The following is an 18,761-nucleotide window of genomic DNA, read 5'->3' as shown; positions in this document are numbered from 1 at the left end:
CAGGGGGTTAGCTGATTTTAGTTTGGCACATCGTGGTCAAACTAAAACCCATATCCGCCCCTTTAATGACAAAATTAATGCATCTGTGAACTGCTGCAAAATTCTTGGCTTAGTAACATAAAGACTCGCAAGCGATACCATCGTTATCATTATCTAACCTGCTTAAGCCACAGGTATTTAGATAAAACTGCGCTTCTTGGCAACTCTGCATTTGGTTGCAATAGCGCTTATCTTCACAGGTCAATGCAGTCGAGGTGGAGGTGTTGTCACCGTTGAGGTGGCAGAGGCTACCTCGCTCATGTTTATTTAACCCTCGCTCAGGGAATAAGCGCAGTTTAGTGACCCGCTCCAGTTGGGCGAGGCTGACTTGATATTGGTCTATTTCATTTAACTGAAAGCCTTGATGGGGAATGACAAAGGCCATGGTAGTTTGCTGGTTAATGGGGCTGGCATAGGCTTTAAAATAGGCTGAAGGAATGCGAACTTGGTGTGCTAACCATCGCTGATCGCTAGGCTGATATATTGGACCGGTTATGACCATCAGGTGACCAAGCTCGAGCGTGCATTGGCGCTCCCAAGCTTCTAAATCTGCCCAGCCTTGACGGTTAAACTCGGGTAGCTGCGGAACGATGTTGCTCATCAAGTATGATTGCTGGGCTGACGTTGAGGTGAAATCCATTGAGGCCGCAGGGGCAAGGTGGCCGCGATCATAACCCGTGGCCAGATAAAGGGAGGGGTCGACTTGAGCTGAGCTAGGTAAGTCGAGGTCGGGAATAAAATCATAGCCCTCATCATAGCCAATGACACGTTCGGGAGTTAATTGATAGCTGACCCAATCTGCGGTGCGATGGGTTAGGTTAAAGCCAACTTGATAGCCTTCACGACACAAACTGAGATCTGATTGATGGCCGACTAGGGCGTGTTCACAGCCGATAGCGCCAATGGTTGCGCTTGGTTGACTTGTTTGCAGTGAACTGGTGCCACCTTGGCAACCAGCAATGACAAGGAGTAGGCAAGTTGAGAGGTAGGGTTTGCGCATGGATAATAATGTATTGATTTATTTGTCATTAATTGTAGGCGAACTGATGTTTATTTTGGACAGGGGTGGTTAGGAAATATCTATACTGTGACCTTAGCCTGTGAAACAAACGCTAGTTTTTTGGTGTATTTTCTTTATGCTGAGTGCAGTCATGATCATTAGGGGGCGTTATGTCAGCACACTTATCTCAGCAGTTTCAAGGTTTTAATCTAGGTGTCATAGAAGGGTTTTATGGCAAACCTTGGTCTTGGCAGACTCGACAAGCCTATTCTGGCTTTTTGGCACAACAAGGATACGGAGCCTATATTTATGGTCCCAAATTTGATCTTAAGCTACGTGAGCATTGGCAGCAGCCATGGAGTGATTCTGAGCGAGCGCATTTACAACAATTAGCCCGTTGTTATCAGCAGGCAGGGTTAAAGTTTGGAATCGCTTTAAGCCCTTACGAAGTTTACCAACACTGGAATAGTCACACCCGGCAGGCCTTGGTTAAGAAGATGTCAGAAATCAACGCCATAGGTGCAGATATTTTATGTATCTTATTTGATGATATGCGTGGTGATGTGCCAGAACTGGCGGTGAATCAAGCCGAAATTTGTGATTTCATTGCTCAGCACAGTCAGGCAAAAGAAATCATTATGTGCCCGACTTATTATTCAGATGATCCTGTTTTAGAACGTATTTTTGGTGCAAAGCCGGAAGGATATTTAGAGCTATTGGGTGACCGATTAGATAACAAATTCGACGTGTTTTGGACCGGGCCAAGTGTGTGGTCGGTCGCTTACCCTCCAGAGCATTTACAGCGCGTTGCCAGTCAGTTAGGCCGCAAGCCGGTGATATGGGATAACTACCCAGTGAATGATATGAAAAATTGGCATTATTTATTTTTGCGTGCCTTTAAGGACAGGTTGGCTAGCATGCCTAGCTTAACGCGGGGCCACTTTGTTAACCCGATGAACCAGGCCCAACTGTCAAAAATTTCTTTGTCTACCTTGCCTATGGTGTATCAACAAGGTGAGCAATACGATCCTGAACATGCTTTACATCAAGCGTTAACGGATTTAGTGCCGAGGGAGTTAGCGGCGCAACTAGCGCAAGATGTTGCTGACTTTGCTGATAGAGGTTTTAAGTTATTAAGCGTTGAGGAAGTGGAAAGGCTAAAAGCGCGATATGGTCAATTTGATCATCCTATGGCGCAAGAGGTGTTGGGTTGGCTTAACAAAGAGTACGAGTTTGATGCTAATCAGGTGCAACAATGGACCCAAGATTGACAGCAAGACGCTGCCATCAAGTTGTCATAGTGAGGGGGTATTGTTGTCGCGTTAACAATAAATATCCCCTTGGTATGATTGCGGCAATTGTTTAAATTATCTGCAAAAAAATTTTTCATGAAGATGAAAAACTTTCACTTTATTTCGTGCTCTGCTAAGGCTATTTATTGCAATGTAATCAACATTGGAGCTTTAAAGCTATGGGTAAGACATTCATCAACGATGATTATGATGACGACTACGAAGAGCCTGACTACCATGATGTGGCTGATCACAAGCGCAAGAAGAAAGAAAAAATTCAAGCGAATCTTGTGCGTGAAAAGCGGCGTCAAAAGAAATATGCAGAGGGTGACGACCAAAGTTTTTAGTTAATAAAAAAGCCAGCTATCTAGCTGGTTTTTTTATTCGTTATATCCACAAAATAGCTATATAAGAGCTCACTTTATGGGCTTTCAGGTATCACGAAAGTAGCGTCACAAACGCTAATCCTTAGGTTTGCTTAATTCGAACATGCCTTCATGCAAAGTGAGGTCTCTGGTCAGCTTGTGTTGCCACTTTTGCTGTATCTTGATGAGTTCAGGGCTGCCTTTGAAGTGGTTAAAGGCATCTTGCCATTGTTTTGCAACACTGGGGGCGGTGTTTTTTGAAATGGCTAAATAGCTGTATGCGGTGTTGACGTAGTGGACTTTAACTAAGCGTTTAAATTCAGGCTGCTGTGCAAGCATATAGGCATGTTCAATATCACCCGTTAAAACCGCATCAAGGCGTTTGGCTAACAGCATTTTATAGGCCTGCTCCAACGTATTGAGTGGGTATAAGTTATTGAACCCTTGTGACTTTAACCAAGTCTCGCGGTTATCCGCACGCAGTACCCCTATGTCTTCTAGTTGTTTGAAATGCTCAAGTTGATGAAAAGAAGTATCGGTGTCTTGGTGAACAATAAAATACCAATGCTTTGCCATCACAGGTCCTATCCAATGAAAACTGCGCTCACGTTGAGGGTTTCGCTCAGCACTAAAGATCAGCGTGTTGGGCCGCTGTAAACCCACCTCAAGCACGCGAGCCCAAGGCGCGATTTCGATTTCTTGTTGGTGTTGAGTATGACTCGCCAGTAATCTGACGTAGTCTGTGATCACCCCTTCGACTTTACCGTGACGTTCAAAGTTCATTGGGGGCTCATGGGAAGTGAGTAAGGCTAAATCAGCTTTGACCATAAAAGGAACGAAGAGCATGGCGAGCAACCAGGCTGTTCTGTATTTATTTAATAAAAACAATGGATTAAATGTGTGAAGGGAAAGCACGATTTGCTCCTGCTGTTTAAAAGTCGTTTTATTATACCCAATATCCCATTATTGCGGCTAAAACAAAAGTGGTGCGTGGATCCACTTTGGTTCAGCTGAGGTTGAGCTTTAATTGCTAGGATAGATTTCAAAGTACCTGCTTTCAGAAGTGCTTGAGTACCGATGGCAGCAAAAGAGGAGATAATGATGAGGATGATATTGGTCGGGATAGGGTTGACTGCGTTGGTCGGGTGCGCTCAGATCCCAACGCAGCAGTCGATGGTTGAGCAAGCACAATGGCACTCTCTTGGCGAGCGTGATGGTAGACAAGGAAAGCCCTTAAAAACGGCAGATGAATTGGTCCAATTAGCCAATCAATATCAGGTTGTGGTGACGGATTACGATCAATACCTAGAGGCTTACCAACAAGGCGTAAATAGCTATTGCACCGAACAAGATCCTTACGAGTTAGGCCGTCGAGGTCGACCTTATTTCGGTGTCTGTGACGACAAGGATCAAGGCCGCTTTAAGTTACATTGGCAACGCGGCAGAGATAAGTTCTTTCGTCCCGAATTTCCTGATTAAGTGGCGCTAAGCCCGCATGCTGCTAAAAGCCATGAGGGCAAGAAAATTCCATGGCTTGATGGGTTCGAGGGTGTTTTATTTTGAGCCAAGTCGCATGAAGCAATAAGCGTGAAGACAGCGCTTGTGCTTCGGGGGTGGCGTAGAAATAGTCACCTAAAATCGGATGACCGATGGCTTGCATATGCACTCTCAGCTGGTGGGTGCGCCCCGTGATGGGAGTCAGTTTGACCAGACTGGTTTGCTCATCTTCGCTTTGCACATCGTAATAGGTTTGTGATGCTTTACCATTTTCATAACACACTATCTGCTTGGGTCGGTTAGGCCAATCACAAATCAATGGCAAATCAACTAATCCCGATTTTTCGGCTAAGTGTCCCCATACTCTGGCGTAGTAAACTTTTTCTGTTTCGCGATTCATAAATTGTTTTTTTAGATTTCGTTCGGCATCTTTATGCATAGCGAGAACGATCACGCCTGACGTCGCCATATCGAGGCGGTGAACAATTTGGGCATCAGGAAACTGCTCTTGCACCCGGCGCCAAGTGCTATCACTGTGCTTAGGATCCCGCCCCGGCACAGACAACAAACCGCTGGGTTTATTGACGACGATAATGTCCCGATCTTGGTAAATAATATCTAACCAAGGATCCGTTGGGGGGTGATACTCGAGCATTGCCATAGGAGTTTTCTAGCCTAGATTGAAAATGGCGCTAGGATACCTTTTCCTTCTTGAATGCGCAAAGCTCACGCATGTTTACGGCTATTGCTTAGCTTGTTGTATAGTAGCCGCCGCGCGATAATGAATGTGAATACCAAGCTTAAGGAGTGCTCATGATGTTAAGAGAGATAAATAAGCAGCAATACCGTCAACGCCTTAATCGTGTGATAGTGGCCGCTATTGCGCTGCTGACGGTGGTAGCCTTAAGTATCTCCACAACTTTGATCCATTTTTTTGGGGATGAGGCGGGGTCAAATTTTGTTTTAAATTTGGCGGGGGTGGTATTAGGTGGCGGACTCGTATTGCAGTTATTGCGTTACTATCGTGCTCACCCATATATGCGGGAAGTTATGTATGTGTGGGATCTTAAACACGAGCTTAACCTTATCAATCGTAAGATCCGCAACATTGAGCAAGCTGCGCAGCAAGGGGACGAAACGGCAATGCAGGTGTTACACTTTTCCTATCAAGGGTCGCGTCAACTTTGGCAGCTGGATGATAACACCATCACGCTTGATGAGTTACGCCCTTTAATGGACAGGCTTGAAAATCAAGCAGCAACGCAAGGGCTGCATCTTGACGTTAACGCCTACTCACGCACTTTGTTAGATCAATTTTAATTCGCCGAAATGGATGCTTGGCATGACAGTCACTGACCAACTTAATTTTTTACGCCCAGGAATGATGTTACATGTGGAGGCCATTACGCCAGCCGGGGTTAGATCAAAAATGAAGTTAGCTTTAATCGGCTATCAAGCCGACGACTTCTTGTTGCTGCAATACCCCGATCCCAAACGCTGGGGTGATAAATATGATCTATTACGAGAGGGCTATGACATCATCATTAGGGTGCTTGTAGAGGATCAACTCGGCTCGGTAATGGCATTTAAATGTCAGGTGGTGACCACGGTATCTAGGCCAACTAAGATGTTAGTCATCACTTACCCTAAGGGAGTACAACGTCAGCCCTTGCGAGCTGAGCGGCGATTGCCGACCCAATTAGCCGCCAAGGTACGCTATGGAACCCAAATGTTATCGGGTCAGGTGATTGATATTTCTCCCCATGGTTGTCGTGTTCGTTTGGTGGACCCAGTGCAAAATAGTGCGTTCAAAGGTCAACAAATGACCATCATGGTTGAGAATGCTAACAAAAGTGAATTATTTAAATTGTTAGGTGTGGTCTGTAACCAGAAGGAAGAGTCAGGACTATGGTCAATTGGCATCAAACTGGATAACAGTGTTAGCCATAATGTGGAGCAGATCTTTGAAAAAATGCTGATTAGCCTAGATCAAGAGCAGTAGGTGAGCCTATTACTCTTGTTTGTCATTATTTTAGTCCTTGCTTAAACGCGTGTAAGGTTTTGAACATGGCTTCTATCTTTTTGACTAATTCGGCTAGCGTGCGTTTGAATTCGTCATCATTACTGCTTTGTTGCAGGGTGAGTAGATCGCCAGCCAGCTCCTCAACGTAAACTAAGAATAACGGCGAGCGGGTTCGAAATGGGGTATTGTCGCCAAAGATGGCAGAAAATTTGGCCTTATCTTGCTCTTTTAATGCTGCTATAGCTTGGTCCGCGTCGACAGATTGGCGGTAAATTAGCTGAATATTCTCTTTTAAGCTGTTCAAAATTTGTTCGTGTGTCATAATCTATAGTAAGCAGTGAAGTGATGACAGTAGTATATACTCAAGTAGCGGTAAGCTGAATGAGCATGTGTTTATTTGATTACCCTTTAGCCAACCCTGTGTTCGCTTGGGAAAGTAAACGACAATTCATCGATATGCAGTGATTTCATTTTTGTTCGCACAGATACAGGAGGCAGTATGCAGGTATCGGGAAATTCAGGTTTAGGTCAAGAAGCTTGGCAGGCGGCACTGAATAAAAAGCAGCAAGAAACCCAAGGGCAGCAAGAGCTGCAGTTGATCCAATCGGCCACCTTAGAGTCATCTGGCTCAGCTCCCAAGCCAGACCCTTCGAGCTCTATCGGCCAAAACATAAATATTCAAGTTTGATTAGGGCCTGTTTACCTTTTGAGCTTGTTTTTGCAGCGATTTGTTGGGTATTTATACAAGGCAGAGACTTTGTAGCATAGTCATCTATGTTAAAAGGCGCTAACGCAGTAGAAATATCCAACAAACGCTGTCCTACGGATTCGGCTAAAAGCGTTTTGTGCGTCGTTGAGCAGTATTTACTTAGAACGCTAAGCTACACACTGCTCGCCTTGCCCAAAACGCTTTTATCTCGAACAAAAATTAACCACCAAAGATAAACAGGCCCTAGAGTTAGCTAAAAACGCGCGTTGAGCGCGTTTTTTCTACGTGGCTTTCTGGCGCACATTTTGAGCGAGTATTTGGGCGCGTGATTTGGGCTTGAAGGTACGGATTATCTGGCCTTGATTATTGGTGCAGGTCGATAGGTGTTTTACTGGCCTCGCCGGCCACCTCGCGTACTAACTTGGGCACTAAAAAGCCAGGCAGCGCTTTCAGCATTGCTTGGATCAAGGCTTGCGCCTGAGACTCTGGCACATCAAAATGCGCTGCACCCGCCACCTTATCTAATACATGTAAGTAGTAAGGCAGCACATCCGCTGCAAATAAGGCCTCACTCAAAGCCACTAAAGCCTGACTTGAATCATTAACCCCGCGTAATAATACACTTTGATTCAGTAAAGTGATGTTATGAGCGCGCGCTTGTTGTAATCCTTGGCGCAATGTGTGGTCAATTTCATTGGCGTGATTGATGTGTAACACCATCACGGCTTTTAGCCGGCTCGTTTGTAAGCGAGATAACAGCTCTGGCGTTAAGCGACTGGGAATAACCACAGGCAAACGGGTATGGATCCTTATTCGAGTAAGATGGGGGATTTGCTCCAACTGAGTCAGTAGCCAATCAAGGTGCTCGTCTTTGGCCATTAAAGGGTCGCCGCCGCTTAAAATCACTTCATTGATTTCACTGTGGCGGCTTATGTAGTCAATGGCCGCTTGCCATTGCTGCTTGTTAGGGCTGTTATCCTGGTAAGGAAAATGGCGACGAAAACAGTAACGACAATTCACCGCGCAGCCGCCTTTGACGATAAACAAGACGCGGCTTTGGTATTTATGCAATAGCCCAGGTACCACAGTGTCATGCTCTTCAAGGGGATCGAGGAGATAGCCGGGGACTTGAAGCAACTCTTGTTCTAATGGCATGACTTGACGTAGTAAGGGATCGTTTTTGTCCCCTGCCGCCATCTTGGCGACAAAAGGTAATGGGACTAACATGGGGAAAGATTGGCGTGCGGCAAACCCCGCAGCAAAATCTTGTTCATCCAAATTGAGGATTTTAATCAATTCTTGCGGGGTTTTGATCGCATTTGCTAGTTCTTTTTGCCAATGCCTCTGCACAGAGAGGTCATTTCGGGTTATTATTTGCCGCATTTGCGTAACTCGATTTTGCTAAGAGGAAAAAATGGCAACATATAGTACCAGTGATTTTCGCAGTGGCCTAAAGATAATGCTCGACAACGAGCCTTGTGCCATCATTGAAAACGAATTTGTAAAACCAGGTAAAGGCCAAGCCTTTAACCGTGTTCGTATCCGCCGTTTACTGTCAGGTAAAGTACTGGAGAAAACCTTTAAATCGGGTGAATCAGTCGAAGCCGCTGATGTAATGGACTATGACCTAGCTTACCTGTACAACGATGGTGAGTTTTGGCACTTTATGAATAACGACACGTTTGAACAAGTAGCCGCTGATGAAAAAGCCGTTGGTGATCAAGCTAAATGGTTGGTAGAGCAAGATGTATGTACTATCACCACTTGGAACGATAACCCGATTGCCGTTACGCCTCCGAACTTTGTCGAGCTTGAAGTCATCGAAACAGATCCTGGCCTAAAAGGTGATACAGCGGGTACCGGTGGTAAACCTGCGACCTTGTCAACGGGTGCTGTGGTACGTGTACCCCTATTCATCCAAATTGGTGAAGTGATTAAGGTTGATACGCGCTCTGCGGAATATGTAGGCCGAGTGAAGTAACCAGACCAAGAAAAAGCGGACTCGATCCGCTTTTTCTTATGTGTGTTGTGGCCTAATGAGTGACTTTTTGTTTTCGACTTCTTGGGCTGATTTCGGCTTTATGAAAGGCTTCTAATTGCACCGCTTTTTGGCCAACGTGCTTAAGTTCATCCAGTTGCCAATCAATTAAATCTTCCAATTGCTCAGCATAAGCTTGCTGGGATGCTTGAGCCATCTGGTAACCCAAAACGGCAGCCAGAGGGTGACATGCGTATTGCAAAAACGCTAGGTCTTCTTGTTTAAAGCAATGTGCTGTGTCGTAGCTTTGTAAAGCCAATACGCCAACCATTTGTCCTTGGTAAATCAAGGGAAGCCCTATCCAGCTTTGACTGACTGTGCCTCTAATGGTGACCGCTCCAGATTGCTTTAAGCGGAGCAGTTTTTGATTATCCGCTAGCATCGGCAGTTTTCTTCGAAAAATATAGCCAACCAGTGTGGATTCAATAAATTCACGCGCAGGTGTAAATTCGCTTAATTCCAGCTCTTCATCGGCTTGGTCAATAAAATAGGGAATATGAATATGGCTTCGCTCAGGGTTGTATAAGGCAATTAACATATTTTCGGCGTAAATGGCTGGCTTGAGTGAGCGGTGAAACGAGCTAAAAAGCTGATGCAGCGGCATAGGCTCTTTACCTAGTTCGGATATGGCGCATAAGCTTTGTAATCTTTGTGTTAATGCAGCAGAAGGGGGGCTGTTTTGCTCGTTTTTGTTTGTCGGGTTTGGACCACTCGATAAAAACGGCAAGACATTATTTCGAGAATGAGTCATAAATTCGCAACTGCGCTATGGGTTCTTTCAAAAGCATACACCCTGAGCGTAATCTTGCTTAGTTTTTACGCTAAAAAACGACACCAAAAGGTTAAATTTTATTAATCATTATTTTGTGGCATTTTTTGAAAAAAGAGCAAGGTGGGCAGCAGCACTGGTTTCGCAGTGCTGCATTGCGGATAAAATCTAAAGCATTTGTATCAATAAAGTAAAGCAGAATACGCTAACGGCAAAAGCAAAGCCGTAACAAATGACTTGCTGCCAATCGCGCCCACGGTGAACGCCAATATCATGTAAACCATGAAAAATGCGGTGTAAGGTATGCCACAGGGGCAAGGCAATCAGCACCAGCAAAATAGCCGCGCCATACCAAGAAGTTGCAAAACCATGGACGCGCTCATAGCTAAGGGCGTCACTGTCGATGATGCCAAGGGGAATTAAGATCCCCGTAATCAGTATCATGACCGGGGTTAAAAACGCGGTAAGCATGCCGCCAGCGCCAAATAAGCCCCAAAATACGGGCTCATGAGAGCGTTTAGGTTGTGATGTTTGATGACTCATGGCGCCCCCTAATAAGTAATAATGATCAATGCCGCGATAGTAGCCAGCGCAAAGCCAACATAGTGAGCCATCACTATGACCTTATCTTCCAATTTTTTACCCTTTAACCAAATATCGGCGGCCTTAGGTGCTAAATCAAACCAAGTAATGGTGTGATAAAGAGCGAGCCCAAGAGCAAGCACGTGAAATAAGATAGCAATGGGATGCTGCAGGGCTTCCAGCCAGCCTTGCCAAGCTTGCTCGCCTTGAGATAAGCGCAGCAAGCCCCAAGCCAGAATACAGCTGTAGATGGTAATGGCGATGCTGGTGCCTTCACGGATCATGTATTTGGTATAAAACGCATGTTTTAGCCACCAATCGACGGGTAGCTCCCGCTGGTAGGGTTTACGTTTACTTGAATGTGGTTGCATGATGCGCTCCTATTCTGGCTTAAACATGCCAATTAAGTAATCCTTGGCACTTTCGACTTTAAACAATTGAATGGCGGCGGCGGGATCGACCCCTTTAGGGCACACCTTGGAACAATAGCCCACAAAGGTACAACCCCATACGCCTTCTTCGGCATTGACTATGGCCATACGCTCGGCGCTGCCGGCATCACGAGAATCACGGTTATATCGTGCCAGCAGTGCCAGCGCGGCAGGGCCGGTAAACTCGGTATTTAGCGCATATTGAGGGCAAGCCGCATAACATAGGCCGCAGTTAATGCACATGGAAAACTGCTTGTATTTGGCCATCTGCTCAGGGGTTTGAATGTATTCGCCTTGCTCGAGGGACTTTTCCTCGGCAGGAATGATGTAGGGCTTGATGCTTTCGAGCTTGGTAATAAAGTCATCCATCACCACCACTAAATCCCGCTCAATGGGGAAGTTGGCTAGTGGCTCTAGCTTGATTTTGTTGGGGTAGTAATCGCGCAAGAAAGCCTTACAGCCCAGTTTAGGCACACCATCTATCATCATGCCGCAACTACCACAAATGGCCATGCGACATGACCAGCGAAAGCTTAAGGTGCCATCCACTTCATCTTTAATGTATTGCAACGCTTCGAGCATCGACATTTCTTCGTCATAAGGAATGCGATAGGTTTGCACGAATGGCGCATTGTCTTGCTCGGGGCGGTAGCGCAAAATGTCGATATCTATGGTCGAGTTAGTCATGTTTTGCCTCCGTAGACTTAGCGCTTTCTTGGGCTTCAGAGGCTGCGCCATAAACGCGCTCTGCTGGTTGGCTCTTGGTGATCACCACGGATTTGTAATCTATGGTGGGCGCCGCATCTGGGTTATAAAAGGCCAATGAGTGGGCAAGGAAATTTTCATCATCGCGCTTTTCATAGCCATCAATGCGCTGATGAGAGCCTCGCGATTCTTTGCGCAAAATCGCGCTATGTGCCATGGCTTCTGCGGTATCAAGTAAATAACCTAGCTCAACGGCATACAAAAACTCGGTGTTAAACACACTCGACTTATCGTTGATTTTTACTTTCTTATAGCGTTGTTTTAGCTCGGCTAGTTTATCTATGGCCTGTTGCATCGAGGCTTGGGTGCGGTAAATTCCCACGCCGGCTTCCATGCAATCGCCCATTTCTTTACGAATGCTGGCAATGCTCTCGGTGCCTTCGCTGTGTAATAGGGCATGGGCTTTATTTATCACTTCACCTGCTGCATCACGGATTTTAGCGATGGCAGCATGTTTGTTTTCTTGAGCAAACTTAGCGGCTTGCTGGCCTGCCACTTCACCAAATACAACTAACTCGGTAAGGGAGTTAGAGCCTAATCGGTTGGCGCCATGTAAGCCACTTGAAGCACATTCACCTACTGCATACAAACCTGCTAAACGGGTAGCCGTTAGGGCATCAGTCTCGATGCCGCCCATGGTGTAATGCACCGTTGGGCGAACTGGAATTGGCTCATGAACGGGATCGACACCCACATAGGCTTTGGCAAGCTCGCGAATAAAAGGTAAGCGCTCATTAATTTTGGCTTCGCCAAGGTGGCGTAAATCAAGGTGAACCACGTCACCACGTTTGGTGCTGATCACGCGGCCTTGTTGTTGCTCTTGCCAGAAACACTGGCTGAGGCGGTCACGTGGCCCGAGTTCCATGTATTTATTTTTGGTTTGGCCAACAGGGATTTCTGGGCCTAAGCCATAATCTTGTAAGTAGCGATAGCCGTCTTTATTGACCAAGATCCCGCCTTCACCGCGACAACCTTCCGTCATTAAAATACCTGAGCCGGGCAGGCCGGTGGGGTGATATTGCACAAATTCCATGTCTCGAAGCGGTACGCCGTGGCGATAACACATACTCATGCCATCACCGGTGACGATGCCGCCATTGGTGTTATAGGTATAAACTCGGCCCGCTCCGCCGGTGGCGACGATGACACTTTTGGCTTGAATAACACGGGTAATGCCTTCGGCAATATCCAGTAATACGGCGCCTTGCACCTTGCCATCAAACACCAATAAATCGAGGCAGAAGTGTTCATCAAAACGTTTAATCGAAGGGTATTTAATCGAAGTTTGAAACAGGGTGTGGAGCATGTGGAAACCGGATTTATCGGCCGCAAACCAAGTGCGCTCGATTTTCATGCCACCGAAAGCGCGAACATTGACTTTACCATCTTCTCGGCGACTCCAAGGGCAGCCCCAATGCTCAAGTTGAGTTAACTGGCGCGTGGCATTTTCAACAAAGTATTGCACCGTATCTTGATCGCAAAGCCAATCCCCGCCAGAAACGGTATCGTTAAAGTGATTGTCTAAAGAGTCATGATCTTGTACCACGCCCGCTGCACCCCCTTCGGCTGCCACCGTATGACTGCGCATAGGGTAGACCTTAGAGATCAATGCGATGTCCAGTGTTGGGTCGCTTTCAGCTACGGCAATGGCTGCTCGAAGCCCGCCGCCGCCTGCGCCTATGATGGCCACATCCGTTTTTATAATTTCCACTAAATACCTCCTAAGGAGTGTTTATGCTGATATGACAGATGATCCTCTCTTCCCCCGTAAAAGGCATGATCTCGATCAAAAACTGGGGCTGAAATAAGACAATTTGATGATTTTATTTACCCATGAAAACAAGTAATTAAAGTCAATAAATAGTAGTTCAATTTGAGTAGGGCGCGGCCCTTAGCTTAAGTTGGTGACCTAGCCTGTGATCTGGATAGCTAATTAAGACGGCAACCAGGTGTGGCAGAGATGATAAATTCGTCTAATTTTGTGATTCCTAGCTACACTTTAACTAGTTATGAGAAGGGCAAGGATGATAATGAATGGTCAGAGCCGCGATGGCATGCGTTGGGATCGTATTGGTTGTGATTTTTTCGCGACCTTTTTGGTACGCCAAGCCTTCTGTCGATAGCGCGCCTGTTAAGCCGGTTATCCGCATTGCGGTTTCTCAAACGCCTTTGACCTCCGCTTTTTTTGTCGCTGAAGATAAGGGGATATTCAGGGCAAAAGGGTTAAATGTTGAGCTGGTTCCATGTCGTGGCGGGGTAAAGTGTGTCGATATGCTACTCGAAAACAAGGCAGACCTTGCAACGGCTTCCGAGACGGTTTTTATGTTTCGCAGCTTTCAACACGCGAATCTCAAGTTGATCACCTCTTTTGTTGAATCGAGTAATGATTTAAAGCTGCTCACCCTTAAAGACCAGAAAATCAATACGGTGGATGATTTAGTGGGGACCAAGGTGGGGGTGATAAAAGGCAGTTCAAGTGAGTTTTTCTTAGACAGTTTGTTGATTTTAAACGGCTTAGACAGCGGAGGGGTCGAAAAGCTTTTTTATTCTCCGAGTCAATTGGTCAGCGCACTCCTTAACCAGGAAGTTAACGCTATTTCAGTGTGGGAGCCCTTTGGTTATGAGCTCAACACCATGCTGCCTGAGCAGGTGCTGCAGCTGCAAAGTGAAGGGGTGTATAACCTATCATTTAACCTCATCACGCAGCAGGAAAGCATGCCGAGTCAAACAGACATCTCTGCGTTGTTAGATGCACTAGAGCAGGCCAACTTGCTGTTGGTTTCTCACCCCAAACGCAGCCAAACCTTAGTCAGTGAGTATTTAAATGTGCCTTTTAATCAATTGAGTTGGTCGTGGCCAGACTATTTATTTCGACTCTCGTTAGGTAACGCTTTGTTGTCTAACTTACAAACTCAAGCTCGCTGGGCGATAGATCAAGGCTTAGTTGAACAACATGAGATACCCGATTATCGTGCTATGTTATTGCGGCTATCAGCAGACCCTATTTCTGCTATTGTGGAGGCCCAGTGAATCAGGTTATTTCTCGGCGTTTGCTTATCATTACCTTGCTATCGGTTGGGCTTATTTTAGTGATGATGGTTTCGCTATTTCGGCTGCATTCACATCAGGTAGCGGCGAATGTTGAATTAGCCCACATCATGAAAATCCAGTTAAACCTCGATTTATTACGCAGTCATATATGGCAATACCATCAATACGATGATGACATTGCCTTAGTGCAAGCACAAGAAACGCAAATGATGTTGAGTGAGTTACTCAACAACTCGACCATCTTGCCCTCCTCGAGCTTGACTGAAATCGTGAATCTACAGCGAATGAACATCACTATGGGAACGCTGCTCAAGATGCAAATAAGTGAGCCCATGCCTGACTCCTTTGGCGAAACTGAACAAAGTTCAATGCTGCAAGCCAGATTGAATATGACCATTCAAGGTATGGCCGAAGACCTGTATCGTTTGCATCAAAGATCGATTGAAGAAGCACAGCACATCTCTCTTAACATTTTGTATTTTAACGGCGTACTACTGCTGGTGATTGCGGCTGTACTGGCGCTGTTTGCCTATGCAACCTTAAGGCGTTTTAGGGTGGGCTTCACCATGCTTCATTATGGGATGCGAGATCTAGCCAAAGGTGAGCTAACGAGTCGATTAAGGCCTGGGCCACGGGATGAGTTTACCCAGCTGGCCGAATTTTTTAATCAAATGAAGGATTCATTGCAAAAATCCACCATTAAACGGGATTTATTGCAGTATGAAGTAGAACAACAAACCAGTCAGTTGCGTGCTCAGCATATCAAATTACAGTATTTAGCGGAGCATGATGAGCTTACGGGGTTGTTTAACCGCCGTGCTTTCTCTAATCAGGTCACGATTGCGATGGCTCGAAGCAAGCGCACCCATAGCCATGCCGCGTTGTTGTTTATTGATTTGGACTTCTTTAAGGAGATAAACGACAACCATGGGCATGATGCAGGTGACTTTGTGCTCAAGACCGTGGCTGAGAAATTAAAGGCCTTGGTGAGAGAGTCTGATTTGATTGGTCGATTAGGAGGAGATGAATTTGTGGTGTGGCTTGACCTACTTGGGGAGAGTAAAGAAGCTGAAAAGAAAACCAAGCAAATTAGCTCGACACTATCAGAGGCCATCGGTTGGCATGACAAAACGCTGGCGATGGGCGCAAGTATTGGAATGGCAATGTATCCCGAGCAAGGTAAAACCTTCAGTGAACTGCTCAAATTGGCTGACCATGGGATGTATGAAGATAAAAAACGGCGCAGAGACAACGCCTCATCTTCATTGCAGACCACACACTGAGTGGAAAAAAACGTCCCCTTCCATGGTGCCTACCGCGATAGTTAGATAACATAGGCCCATTGTTAGGCCCCGACCCGTGATTATGATTGAGCCAACTGAGACATCCCCTTTACCTGACGAAAACCGGTTGCACTTTTGCGATGCTGATGCGCCGATTTTGTTAAAGCAGGTATCTCAGTTAAGACAACATCAGCTGCAATTAGAGCAGCAAGCTGGCGAATATCATCAAGCCTACCTGTCTGCCCTTGGAGGGGCCGAGAGAGAGTTGATCGACTTAAAGCTGAAACAATTAAAGCAATGGTTGGATCACCTTGCGTCCAATGCGTTAGATTTCGCTCAACACCAGCAGTTGGCTCAGTGGGTCATCAATGATGCCCTAGCATTACGAGCACATGGTTTAGCTGACCCGCAACCGATCACTAAGCTGCTGCATGAGCTGACACAACACCTGCTTTTCAATGCCAACCAGCTCAGCATACCCAGCCATGATATGCTTGTACAACTTCGTCAAGTCTTGACCGCGTTACTCGAGCATGCCAGTCCCCTTGCGACAGATGATCTCTTGAATTTAATTGACTCGCCTGAGCAATTAACCTTCTGGCTGGCGCAACGTCGTATTGAGCTCGAAAAGACAAAGCCTGAGTCTAAACAAGCCGAAGATGGATGTTGGCAAGGGTTGGCTAAGTCGATTTTGCGTGATAAACCCCTGCAAAAGTTATATAAACGCCTAGCACATCAATTGCACCCTGACAAAGAACAAGATGCGGCTCGTAAGGCGCAAAAGCAGGTTCTGATGCAGCAGCTTTTGCGGGCCAAAAAACGCCATGATTTGAGTGCTATTTTGTCGTTATACCAGCAGCATGCAAAGCAGAGCGTGCGCTTTGATTTGAACACGAGTCAAGCCATCACTCAGGCGTTGGAGCAACAGGGCATCGCTTACAGTCAAGATTACCGCCGAACACTAGAGTCGAGCACATCGAAGATGTGGGCCTGGCGCCGTTTTAGTCAAGTTGATCAACCCCTTACCAACCAATTGCAACAGGCTAAGGCGAATATTCAACAAGAGAAGGTGAGGCTCACTCAGGCATTAGCCCAAGGGAGTCAGGTTGAAAACCTTAAACTAGCATTACAGCAACAAACATCACGATAAGTATCGCTTTTATTATGAACAGGGAGATAGACAGTGTCTCAGCAATGGCAGATATTTTTTCAACAATTAGCACAACCTGAGACGCCTTTGTCTCAGGCGCTCATTACCCAATATGGTCAGGCATTTTTAGCCGAGCAGTTAGCCCATTACATCATCAAACAAGGGGGCAACAGCGGTTCGTTTTATCATGATATTTGCCAAGGGCAGCGCTACCAAGATCAAGAGACCGATGCGCGCTTTTGGTGTGCCTTGCAAGCCTTCAATCAAGCGGCTTCAGTGCCAGGCCATGCCATGCGTTTTGTTAATATTATCGAGCAGTTACAGCAGTTTTCAGGGGCACAGTTATTACCTGAACGCAATATAAAGCGTCAGCGTTTACAACGTTTAGCCCTCGCTTATGCTCTAACATGGGAGCATTTGTATTACTTAGCCACGGGTGAAGACGAATCCGAGCCCAGTGCGGCGTTGTTCGCTCGGTTTGGTATCACACTGGATGACCATGACCATGACCATGACCATGACCATGACCATGAACATGAACATGCTTAATTGTAAGGGAGAACATGTGGGATGAATTGGTTCCCGACAGCTTCAATCCAAGCTTTGCGACAGCGAGCCGAGATTATTCAAAATATTAGAACGTATTTTCAACAGCTTGGTGTGCTCGAAGTGGATACGCCTGCGATGAGCCAAGCCAGTATTACGGATATCAATCTGTTTCCATTTATCAGTCAATACGTTGGGCCGGGTGCGGCGGTGGGACAAAGCTTATATTTGCAGACTTCCCCCGAGTTTCACATGAAGCGCTTATTAGCGGCAGGTTCTGGACCTATCTATCAGATTTGTAAAGCCTTTAGAAATGAGGAGTCGGGTCGGTTCCATAACCCGGAATTTACCATGCTCGAATGGTATCGCCCTGGGTTTGACGATATCGCCTTGATGGATGAGGTCAGTGACTTATTGCAGTTGATATTGAACTGTGATGTCCCTTCACGCTTAACCTATCAACAAGCGTTTGAGCAATACTTACAAGTTGATCCGCTTCATGCCGACTTGTCTGAGCTAAAGCAATTGGCGGATAAGCATGGCTTTACTGACATTGCCGCCAGTGAAACCTGTAAAGACACCTTGCTTCAATTGTTGTTTTGCATGGTGATTGAGCCTCAAATTGGCCAAGATGCGCCTTGTTTTGTCTATCATTTTCCCGCTTCTCAAGCTGCACTAGCAAGGTTGCATTCGGGCGATCCTCGTGTTGCGGAGCGCTTTGAGGTTTATTATCAAGGTATTGAATTAGCAAATGGGTTTAATGAGTTGACTGATGCTGTCGAACAAAGAGCGCGTTTTATTGCCGATAATGCCAAGCGTCATGCTACGGGTAAGCCGCAAATGCCGATTGATCACTTATTGCTTGCAGGCTTAGAGCATGGCTTGCCTGATTGTGCTGGCGTTGCATTAGGCATCGACCGCTTGGTGATGCTTGCCTTGGGCGCTGAGCATATCGATCAGGTGATGGCTTTTCCCGTTGAACGAGCATAGGTAGATGTAATGCGTATCAGAAAAGTAAATGATTCAAATCTAGGCCAAGTACTGAGAATTGCTTATTGGCTCATGGTGTTAGGTATTATTTACCTCGGCCAGGGATTGATAGATGATCCCGACTTAGATTGGTTAGCCAGTGCCGCGGTGATGGTGGTGGCATTGCCTCTCTATCTTTGGGTCATCAAGCTACTCAAGGCCGAGGGGCAAAATGACGACTTATAGCGAGTA

23 protein-coding genes are annotated in these 18,761 nt (G+C 46.2%); 13 read left to right on the top strand and 10 right to left on the bottom strand.

Going from position 1 to position 18,761, the window contains the following annotated elements; all coding sequences use genetic code 11:
* Positions 1-109: 109 nt before the first annotated feature.
* On the bottom strand, positions 110-1,039 hold the full coding sequence (locus K6Y21_RS03965; protein ID WP_233070444.1) for a DNA/RNA non-specific endonuclease: 930 nt from the start codon (positions 1,037-1,039) through the stop codon (positions 110-112).
* A 170-nt stretch (positions 1,040-1,209) separates the two neighbouring features.
* Between K6Y21_RS03965 and K6Y21_RS03960 the strand changes: the two genes are divergently transcribed.
* Together K6Y21_RS03960 and K6Y21_RS03955 are read left to right on the top strand one after the other, a co-directional pair.
* On the top strand, positions 1,210-2,310 hold the full coding sequence (locus tag K6Y21_RS03960) for a beta-N-acetylglucosaminidase domain-containing protein (protein ID WP_233070443.1): 1,101 nt from the start codon (positions 1,210-1,212) through the stop codon (positions 2,308-2,310).
* 200 nt (positions 2,311-2,510) lie between these two features.
* Positions 2,511-2,678 (top strand): hypothetical protein, encoded by a 168-nt coding sequence (locus K6Y21_RS03955; protein ID WP_233070442.1) that lies wholly within the window; start codon positions 2,511-2,513, stop codon positions 2,676-2,678.
* Positions 2,679-2,792: 114 nt separating this feature from the next.
* On the opposite strand, the gene K6Y21_RS03950 is transcribed toward K6Y21_RS03955, so the two are convergent.
* A complete protein-coding gene (locus K6Y21_RS03950; RefSeq protein ID WP_233070441.1) occupies positions 2,793-3,479 on the bottom strand; it encodes a substrate-binding periplasmic protein in 687 nt (228 codons plus the stop codon).
* Positions 3,480-3,794: 315 nt separating this feature from the next.
* Here K6Y21_RS03950 and K6Y21_RS03945 point away from each other — a divergent pair, with 315 nt between their 5' ends.
* Positions 3,795-4,175, top strand: coding sequence for a DUF2799 domain-containing protein (locus K6Y21_RS03945; RefSeq protein ID WP_233070440.1), 381 nt, complete (start codon positions 3,795-3,797; stop codon positions 4,173-4,175).
* 22 nt (positions 4,176-4,197) lie between these two features.
* Here the strand turns inward: K6Y21_RS03945 and rluA are convergent, their stop codons facing one another.
* On the bottom strand, positions 4,198-4,854 hold the full coding sequence (gene rluA / locus K6Y21_RS03940; protein WP_233070439.1) for a bifunctional tRNA pseudouridine(32) synthase/23S rRNA pseudouridine(746) synthase RluA: 657 nt from the start codon (positions 4,852-4,854) through the stop codon (positions 4,198-4,200).
* Between the two features lie 152 nt (positions 4,855-5,006).
* Between rluA and K6Y21_RS03935 the strand changes: the two genes are divergently transcribed.
* Together K6Y21_RS03935 and K6Y21_RS03930 are read left to right on the top strand one after the other, a co-directional pair.
* Positions 5,007-5,513 (top strand): DUF3087 family protein, encoded by a 507-nt coding sequence (locus tag K6Y21_RS03935; protein WP_233070438.1) that lies wholly within the window; start codon positions 5,007-5,009, stop codon positions 5,511-5,513.
* A gap of 22 nt (positions 5,514-5,535) precedes the next feature.
* Positions 5,536-6,195, top strand: a complete 660-nt coding sequence (locus K6Y21_RS03930; RefSeq protein WP_233070437.1) for a flagellar brake domain-containing protein — start codon at positions 5,536-5,538, stop codon at positions 6,193-6,195.
* Positions 6,196-6,220: 25 nt separating this feature from the next.
* On the opposite strand, the gene K6Y21_RS03925 is transcribed toward K6Y21_RS03930, so the two are convergent.
* On the bottom strand, positions 6,221-6,538 hold the full coding sequence (locus tag K6Y21_RS03925) for a hypothetical protein (protein ID WP_233070436.1): 318 nt from the start codon (positions 6,536-6,538) through the stop codon (positions 6,221-6,223).
* A gap of 177 nt (positions 6,539-6,715) precedes the next feature.
* Here K6Y21_RS03925 and K6Y21_RS03920 point away from each other — a divergent pair, with 177 nt between their 5' ends.
* A complete protein-coding gene (locus K6Y21_RS03920) occupies positions 6,716-6,904 on the top strand; it encodes a hypothetical protein (protein WP_233070435.1) in 189 nt (62 codons plus the stop codon).
* A 384-nt stretch (positions 6,905-7,288) separates the two neighbouring features.
* On the opposite strand, the gene epmB is transcribed toward K6Y21_RS03920, so the two are convergent.
* Positions 7,289-8,308, bottom strand: coding sequence for an EF-P beta-lysylation protein EpmB (epmB, locus tag K6Y21_RS03915; RefSeq protein WP_233070434.1), 1,020 nt, complete (start codon positions 8,306-8,308; stop codon positions 7,289-7,291).
* 31 nt (positions 8,309-8,339) lie between these two features.
* On the opposite strand from epmB, the gene efp reads away from it, so the two are divergent.
* Positions 8,340-8,906 (top strand): elongation factor P, encoded by a 567-nt coding sequence (gene efp, locus K6Y21_RS03910; RefSeq protein WP_233070433.1) that lies wholly within the window; start codon positions 8,340-8,342, stop codon positions 8,904-8,906.
* A 52-nt stretch (positions 8,907-8,958) separates the two neighbouring features.
* Here efp and K6Y21_RS03905 read toward each other — a convergent pair whose 3' ends face one another.
* From K6Y21_RS03905 to frdA, 5 genes are all read right to left on the bottom strand, one after another.
* Positions 8,959-9,714: a GAF domain-containing protein gene (locus K6Y21_RS03905; RefSeq protein ID WP_233070432.1), complete on the bottom strand. Its 756-nt coding sequence runs from the start codon at positions 9,712-9,714 to the stop codon at positions 8,959-8,961.
* A gap of 186 nt (positions 9,715-9,900) precedes the next feature.
* The gene (gene frdD / locus K6Y21_RS03900) at positions 9,901-10,275 is read right to left on the bottom strand and encodes a fumarate reductase subunit FrdD (protein ID WP_233070431.1); all 375 of its coding nucleotides are present in this window, start codon (positions 10,273-10,275) and stop codon (positions 9,901-9,903) included.
* Positions 10,276-10,283: 8 nt separating this feature from the next.
* The gene (locus K6Y21_RS03895) at positions 10,284-10,685 is read right to left on the bottom strand and encodes a fumarate reductase subunit C (protein ID WP_233070430.1); all 402 of its coding nucleotides are present in this window, start codon (positions 10,683-10,685) and stop codon (positions 10,284-10,286) included.
* 9 nt (positions 10,686-10,694) lie between these two features.
* Positions 10,695-11,432 (bottom strand): succinate dehydrogenase/fumarate reductase iron-sulfur subunit, encoded by a 738-nt coding sequence (locus tag K6Y21_RS03890; protein WP_233070429.1) that lies wholly within the window; start codon positions 11,430-11,432, stop codon positions 10,695-10,697.
* Positions 11,425-13,221, bottom strand: a complete 1,797-nt coding sequence (frdA, locus tag K6Y21_RS03885; RefSeq protein WP_233070428.1) for a fumarate reductase (quinol) flavoprotein subunit — start codon at positions 13,219-13,221, stop codon at positions 11,425-11,427. Before frdA ends, K6Y21_RS03890 begins: the two co-directional genes overlap by 8 nt.
* 323 nt (positions 13,222-13,544) lie before the next feature.
* Between frdA and K6Y21_RS03880 the strand changes: the two genes are divergently transcribed.
* The 6 genes from K6Y21_RS03880 to K6Y21_RS03855 all read left to right on the top strand — a co-directional run bounded on the left by K6Y21_RS03880 (position 13,545) and on the right by K6Y21_RS03855 (position 18,755).
* Entirely contained in the window at positions 13,545-14,540 is a 996-nt protein-coding gene (locus K6Y21_RS03880; RefSeq protein ID WP_233070427.1) for an ABC transporter substrate-binding protein, read from the top strand.
* The gene (locus K6Y21_RS21380; RefSeq protein ID WP_233070426.1) at positions 14,537-15,844 is read left to right on the top strand and encodes a diguanylate cyclase; all 1,308 of its coding nucleotides are present in this window, start codon (positions 14,537-14,539) and stop codon (positions 15,842-15,844) included. Before K6Y21_RS03880 ends, K6Y21_RS21380 begins: the two co-directional genes overlap by 4 nt.
* Before the next feature lie 76 nt (positions 15,845-15,920).
* The gene (locus tag K6Y21_RS03870; protein ID WP_233070425.1) at positions 15,921-16,994 is read left to right on the top strand and encodes a hypothetical protein; all 1,074 of its coding nucleotides are present in this window, start codon (positions 15,921-15,923) and stop codon (positions 16,992-16,994) included.
* 33 nt (positions 16,995-17,027) lie between these two features.
* Entirely contained in the window at positions 17,028-17,543 is a 516-nt protein-coding gene (locus K6Y21_RS03865) for a hypothetical protein (protein ID WP_233070424.1), read from the top strand.
* Between the two features lie 21 nt (positions 17,544-17,564).
* Positions 17,565-18,530: an elongation factor P--(R)-beta-lysine ligase gene (epmA, locus tag K6Y21_RS03860; protein WP_233070423.1), complete on the top strand. Its 966-nt coding sequence runs from the start codon at positions 17,565-17,567 to the stop codon at positions 18,528-18,530.
* Between the two features lie 9 nt (positions 18,531-18,539).
* On the top strand, positions 18,540-18,755 hold the full coding sequence (locus K6Y21_RS03855) for a hypothetical protein (RefSeq protein WP_233070422.1): 216 nt from the start codon (positions 18,540-18,542) through the stop codon (positions 18,753-18,755).
* Positions 18,756-18,761 lie beyond the last annotated feature (6 nt).

It is taken from the genome of Motilimonas eburnea, from assembly GCF_021295345.1.
Classification (GTDB): domain Bacteria; phylum Pseudomonadota; class Gammaproteobacteria; order Enterobacterales; family CBDFNC01; genus Motilimonas; species Motilimonas eburnea.
The sequence above is the reverse complement of the archived record's forward strand: the minus strand, read 5'-3'. Positions and strand labels throughout refer to the sequence as shown.

Bases quoted from the DNA above. Each gene is read 5' to 3' on its own strand.
- K6Y21_RS03965 (WP_233070444.1), bottom strand. From the start codon at position 1,039: ATGCGCAAACCCTACCTCTCAACTTGCCTACTCCTTGTCATTGCTGGT.
- K6Y21_RS03960 (WP_233070443.1), top strand. From the start codon at position 1,210: ATGTCAGCACACTTATCTCAGCAGTTTCAAGGTTTTAATCTAGGTGTC.
- K6Y21_RS03955 (WP_233070442.1), top strand. From the start codon at position 2,511: ATGGGTAAGACATTCATCAACGATGATTATGATGACGACTACGAAGAG.
- K6Y21_RS03950 (WP_233070441.1), bottom strand. From the start codon at position 3,479: ATGAACTTTGAACGTCACGGTAAAGTCGAAGGGGTGATCACAGACTAC.
- K6Y21_RS03945 (WP_233070440.1), top strand. From the start codon at position 3,795: ATGATGAGGATGATATTGGTCGGGATAGGGTTGACTGCGTTGGTCGGG.
- rluA (WP_233070439.1), bottom strand. From the start codon at position 4,854: ATGGCAATGCTCGAGTATCACCCCCCAACGGATCCTTGGTTAGATATT.
- K6Y21_RS03935 (WP_233070438.1), top strand. From the start codon at position 5,007: ATGATGTTAAGAGAGATAAATAAGCAGCAATACCGTCAACGCCTTAAT.
- K6Y21_RS03930 (WP_233070437.1), top strand. From the start codon at position 5,536: ATGACAGTCACTGACCAACTTAATTTTTTACGCCCAGGAATGATGTTA.
- K6Y21_RS03925 (WP_233070436.1), bottom strand. From the start codon at position 6,538: ATGACACACGAACAAATTTTGAACAGCTTAAAAGAGAATATTCAGCTA.
- K6Y21_RS03920 (WP_233070435.1), top strand. From the start codon at position 6,716: ATGCAGGTATCGGGAAATTCAGGTTTAGGTCAAGAAGCTTGGCAGGCG.
- epmB (WP_233070434.1), bottom strand. From the start codon at position 8,308: ATGCGGCAAATAATAACCCGAAATGACCTCTCTGTGCAGAGGCATTGG.
- efp (WP_233070433.1), top strand. From the start codon at position 8,340: ATGGCAACATATAGTACCAGTGATTTTCGCAGTGGCCTAAAGATAATG.
- K6Y21_RS03905 (WP_233070432.1), bottom strand. From the start codon at position 9,714: ATGACTCATTCTCGAAATAATGTCTTGCCGTTTTTATCGAGTGGTCCA.
- frdD (WP_233070431.1), bottom strand. From the start codon at position 10,275: ATGAGTCATCAAACATCACAACCTAAACGCTCTCATGAGCCCGTATTT.
- K6Y21_RS03895 (WP_233070430.1), bottom strand. From the start codon at position 10,685: ATGCAACCACATTCAAGTAAACGTAAACCCTACCAGCGGGAGCTACCC.
- K6Y21_RS03890 (WP_233070429.1), bottom strand. From the start codon at position 11,432: ATGACTAACTCGACCATAGATATCGACATTTTGCGCTACCGCCCCGAG.
- K6Y21_RS03880 (WP_233070427.1), top strand. From the start codon at position 13,545: ATGGTCAGAGCCGCGATGGCATGCGTTGGGATCGTATTGGTTGTGATT.
- epmA (WP_233070423.1), top strand. From the start codon at position 17,565: ATGAATTGGTTCCCGACAGCTTCAATCCAAGCTTTGCGACAGCGAGCC.
- K6Y21_RS03855 (WP_233070422.1), top strand. From the start codon at position 18,540: ATGCGTATCAGAAAAGTAAATGATTCAAATCTAGGCCAAGTACTGAGA.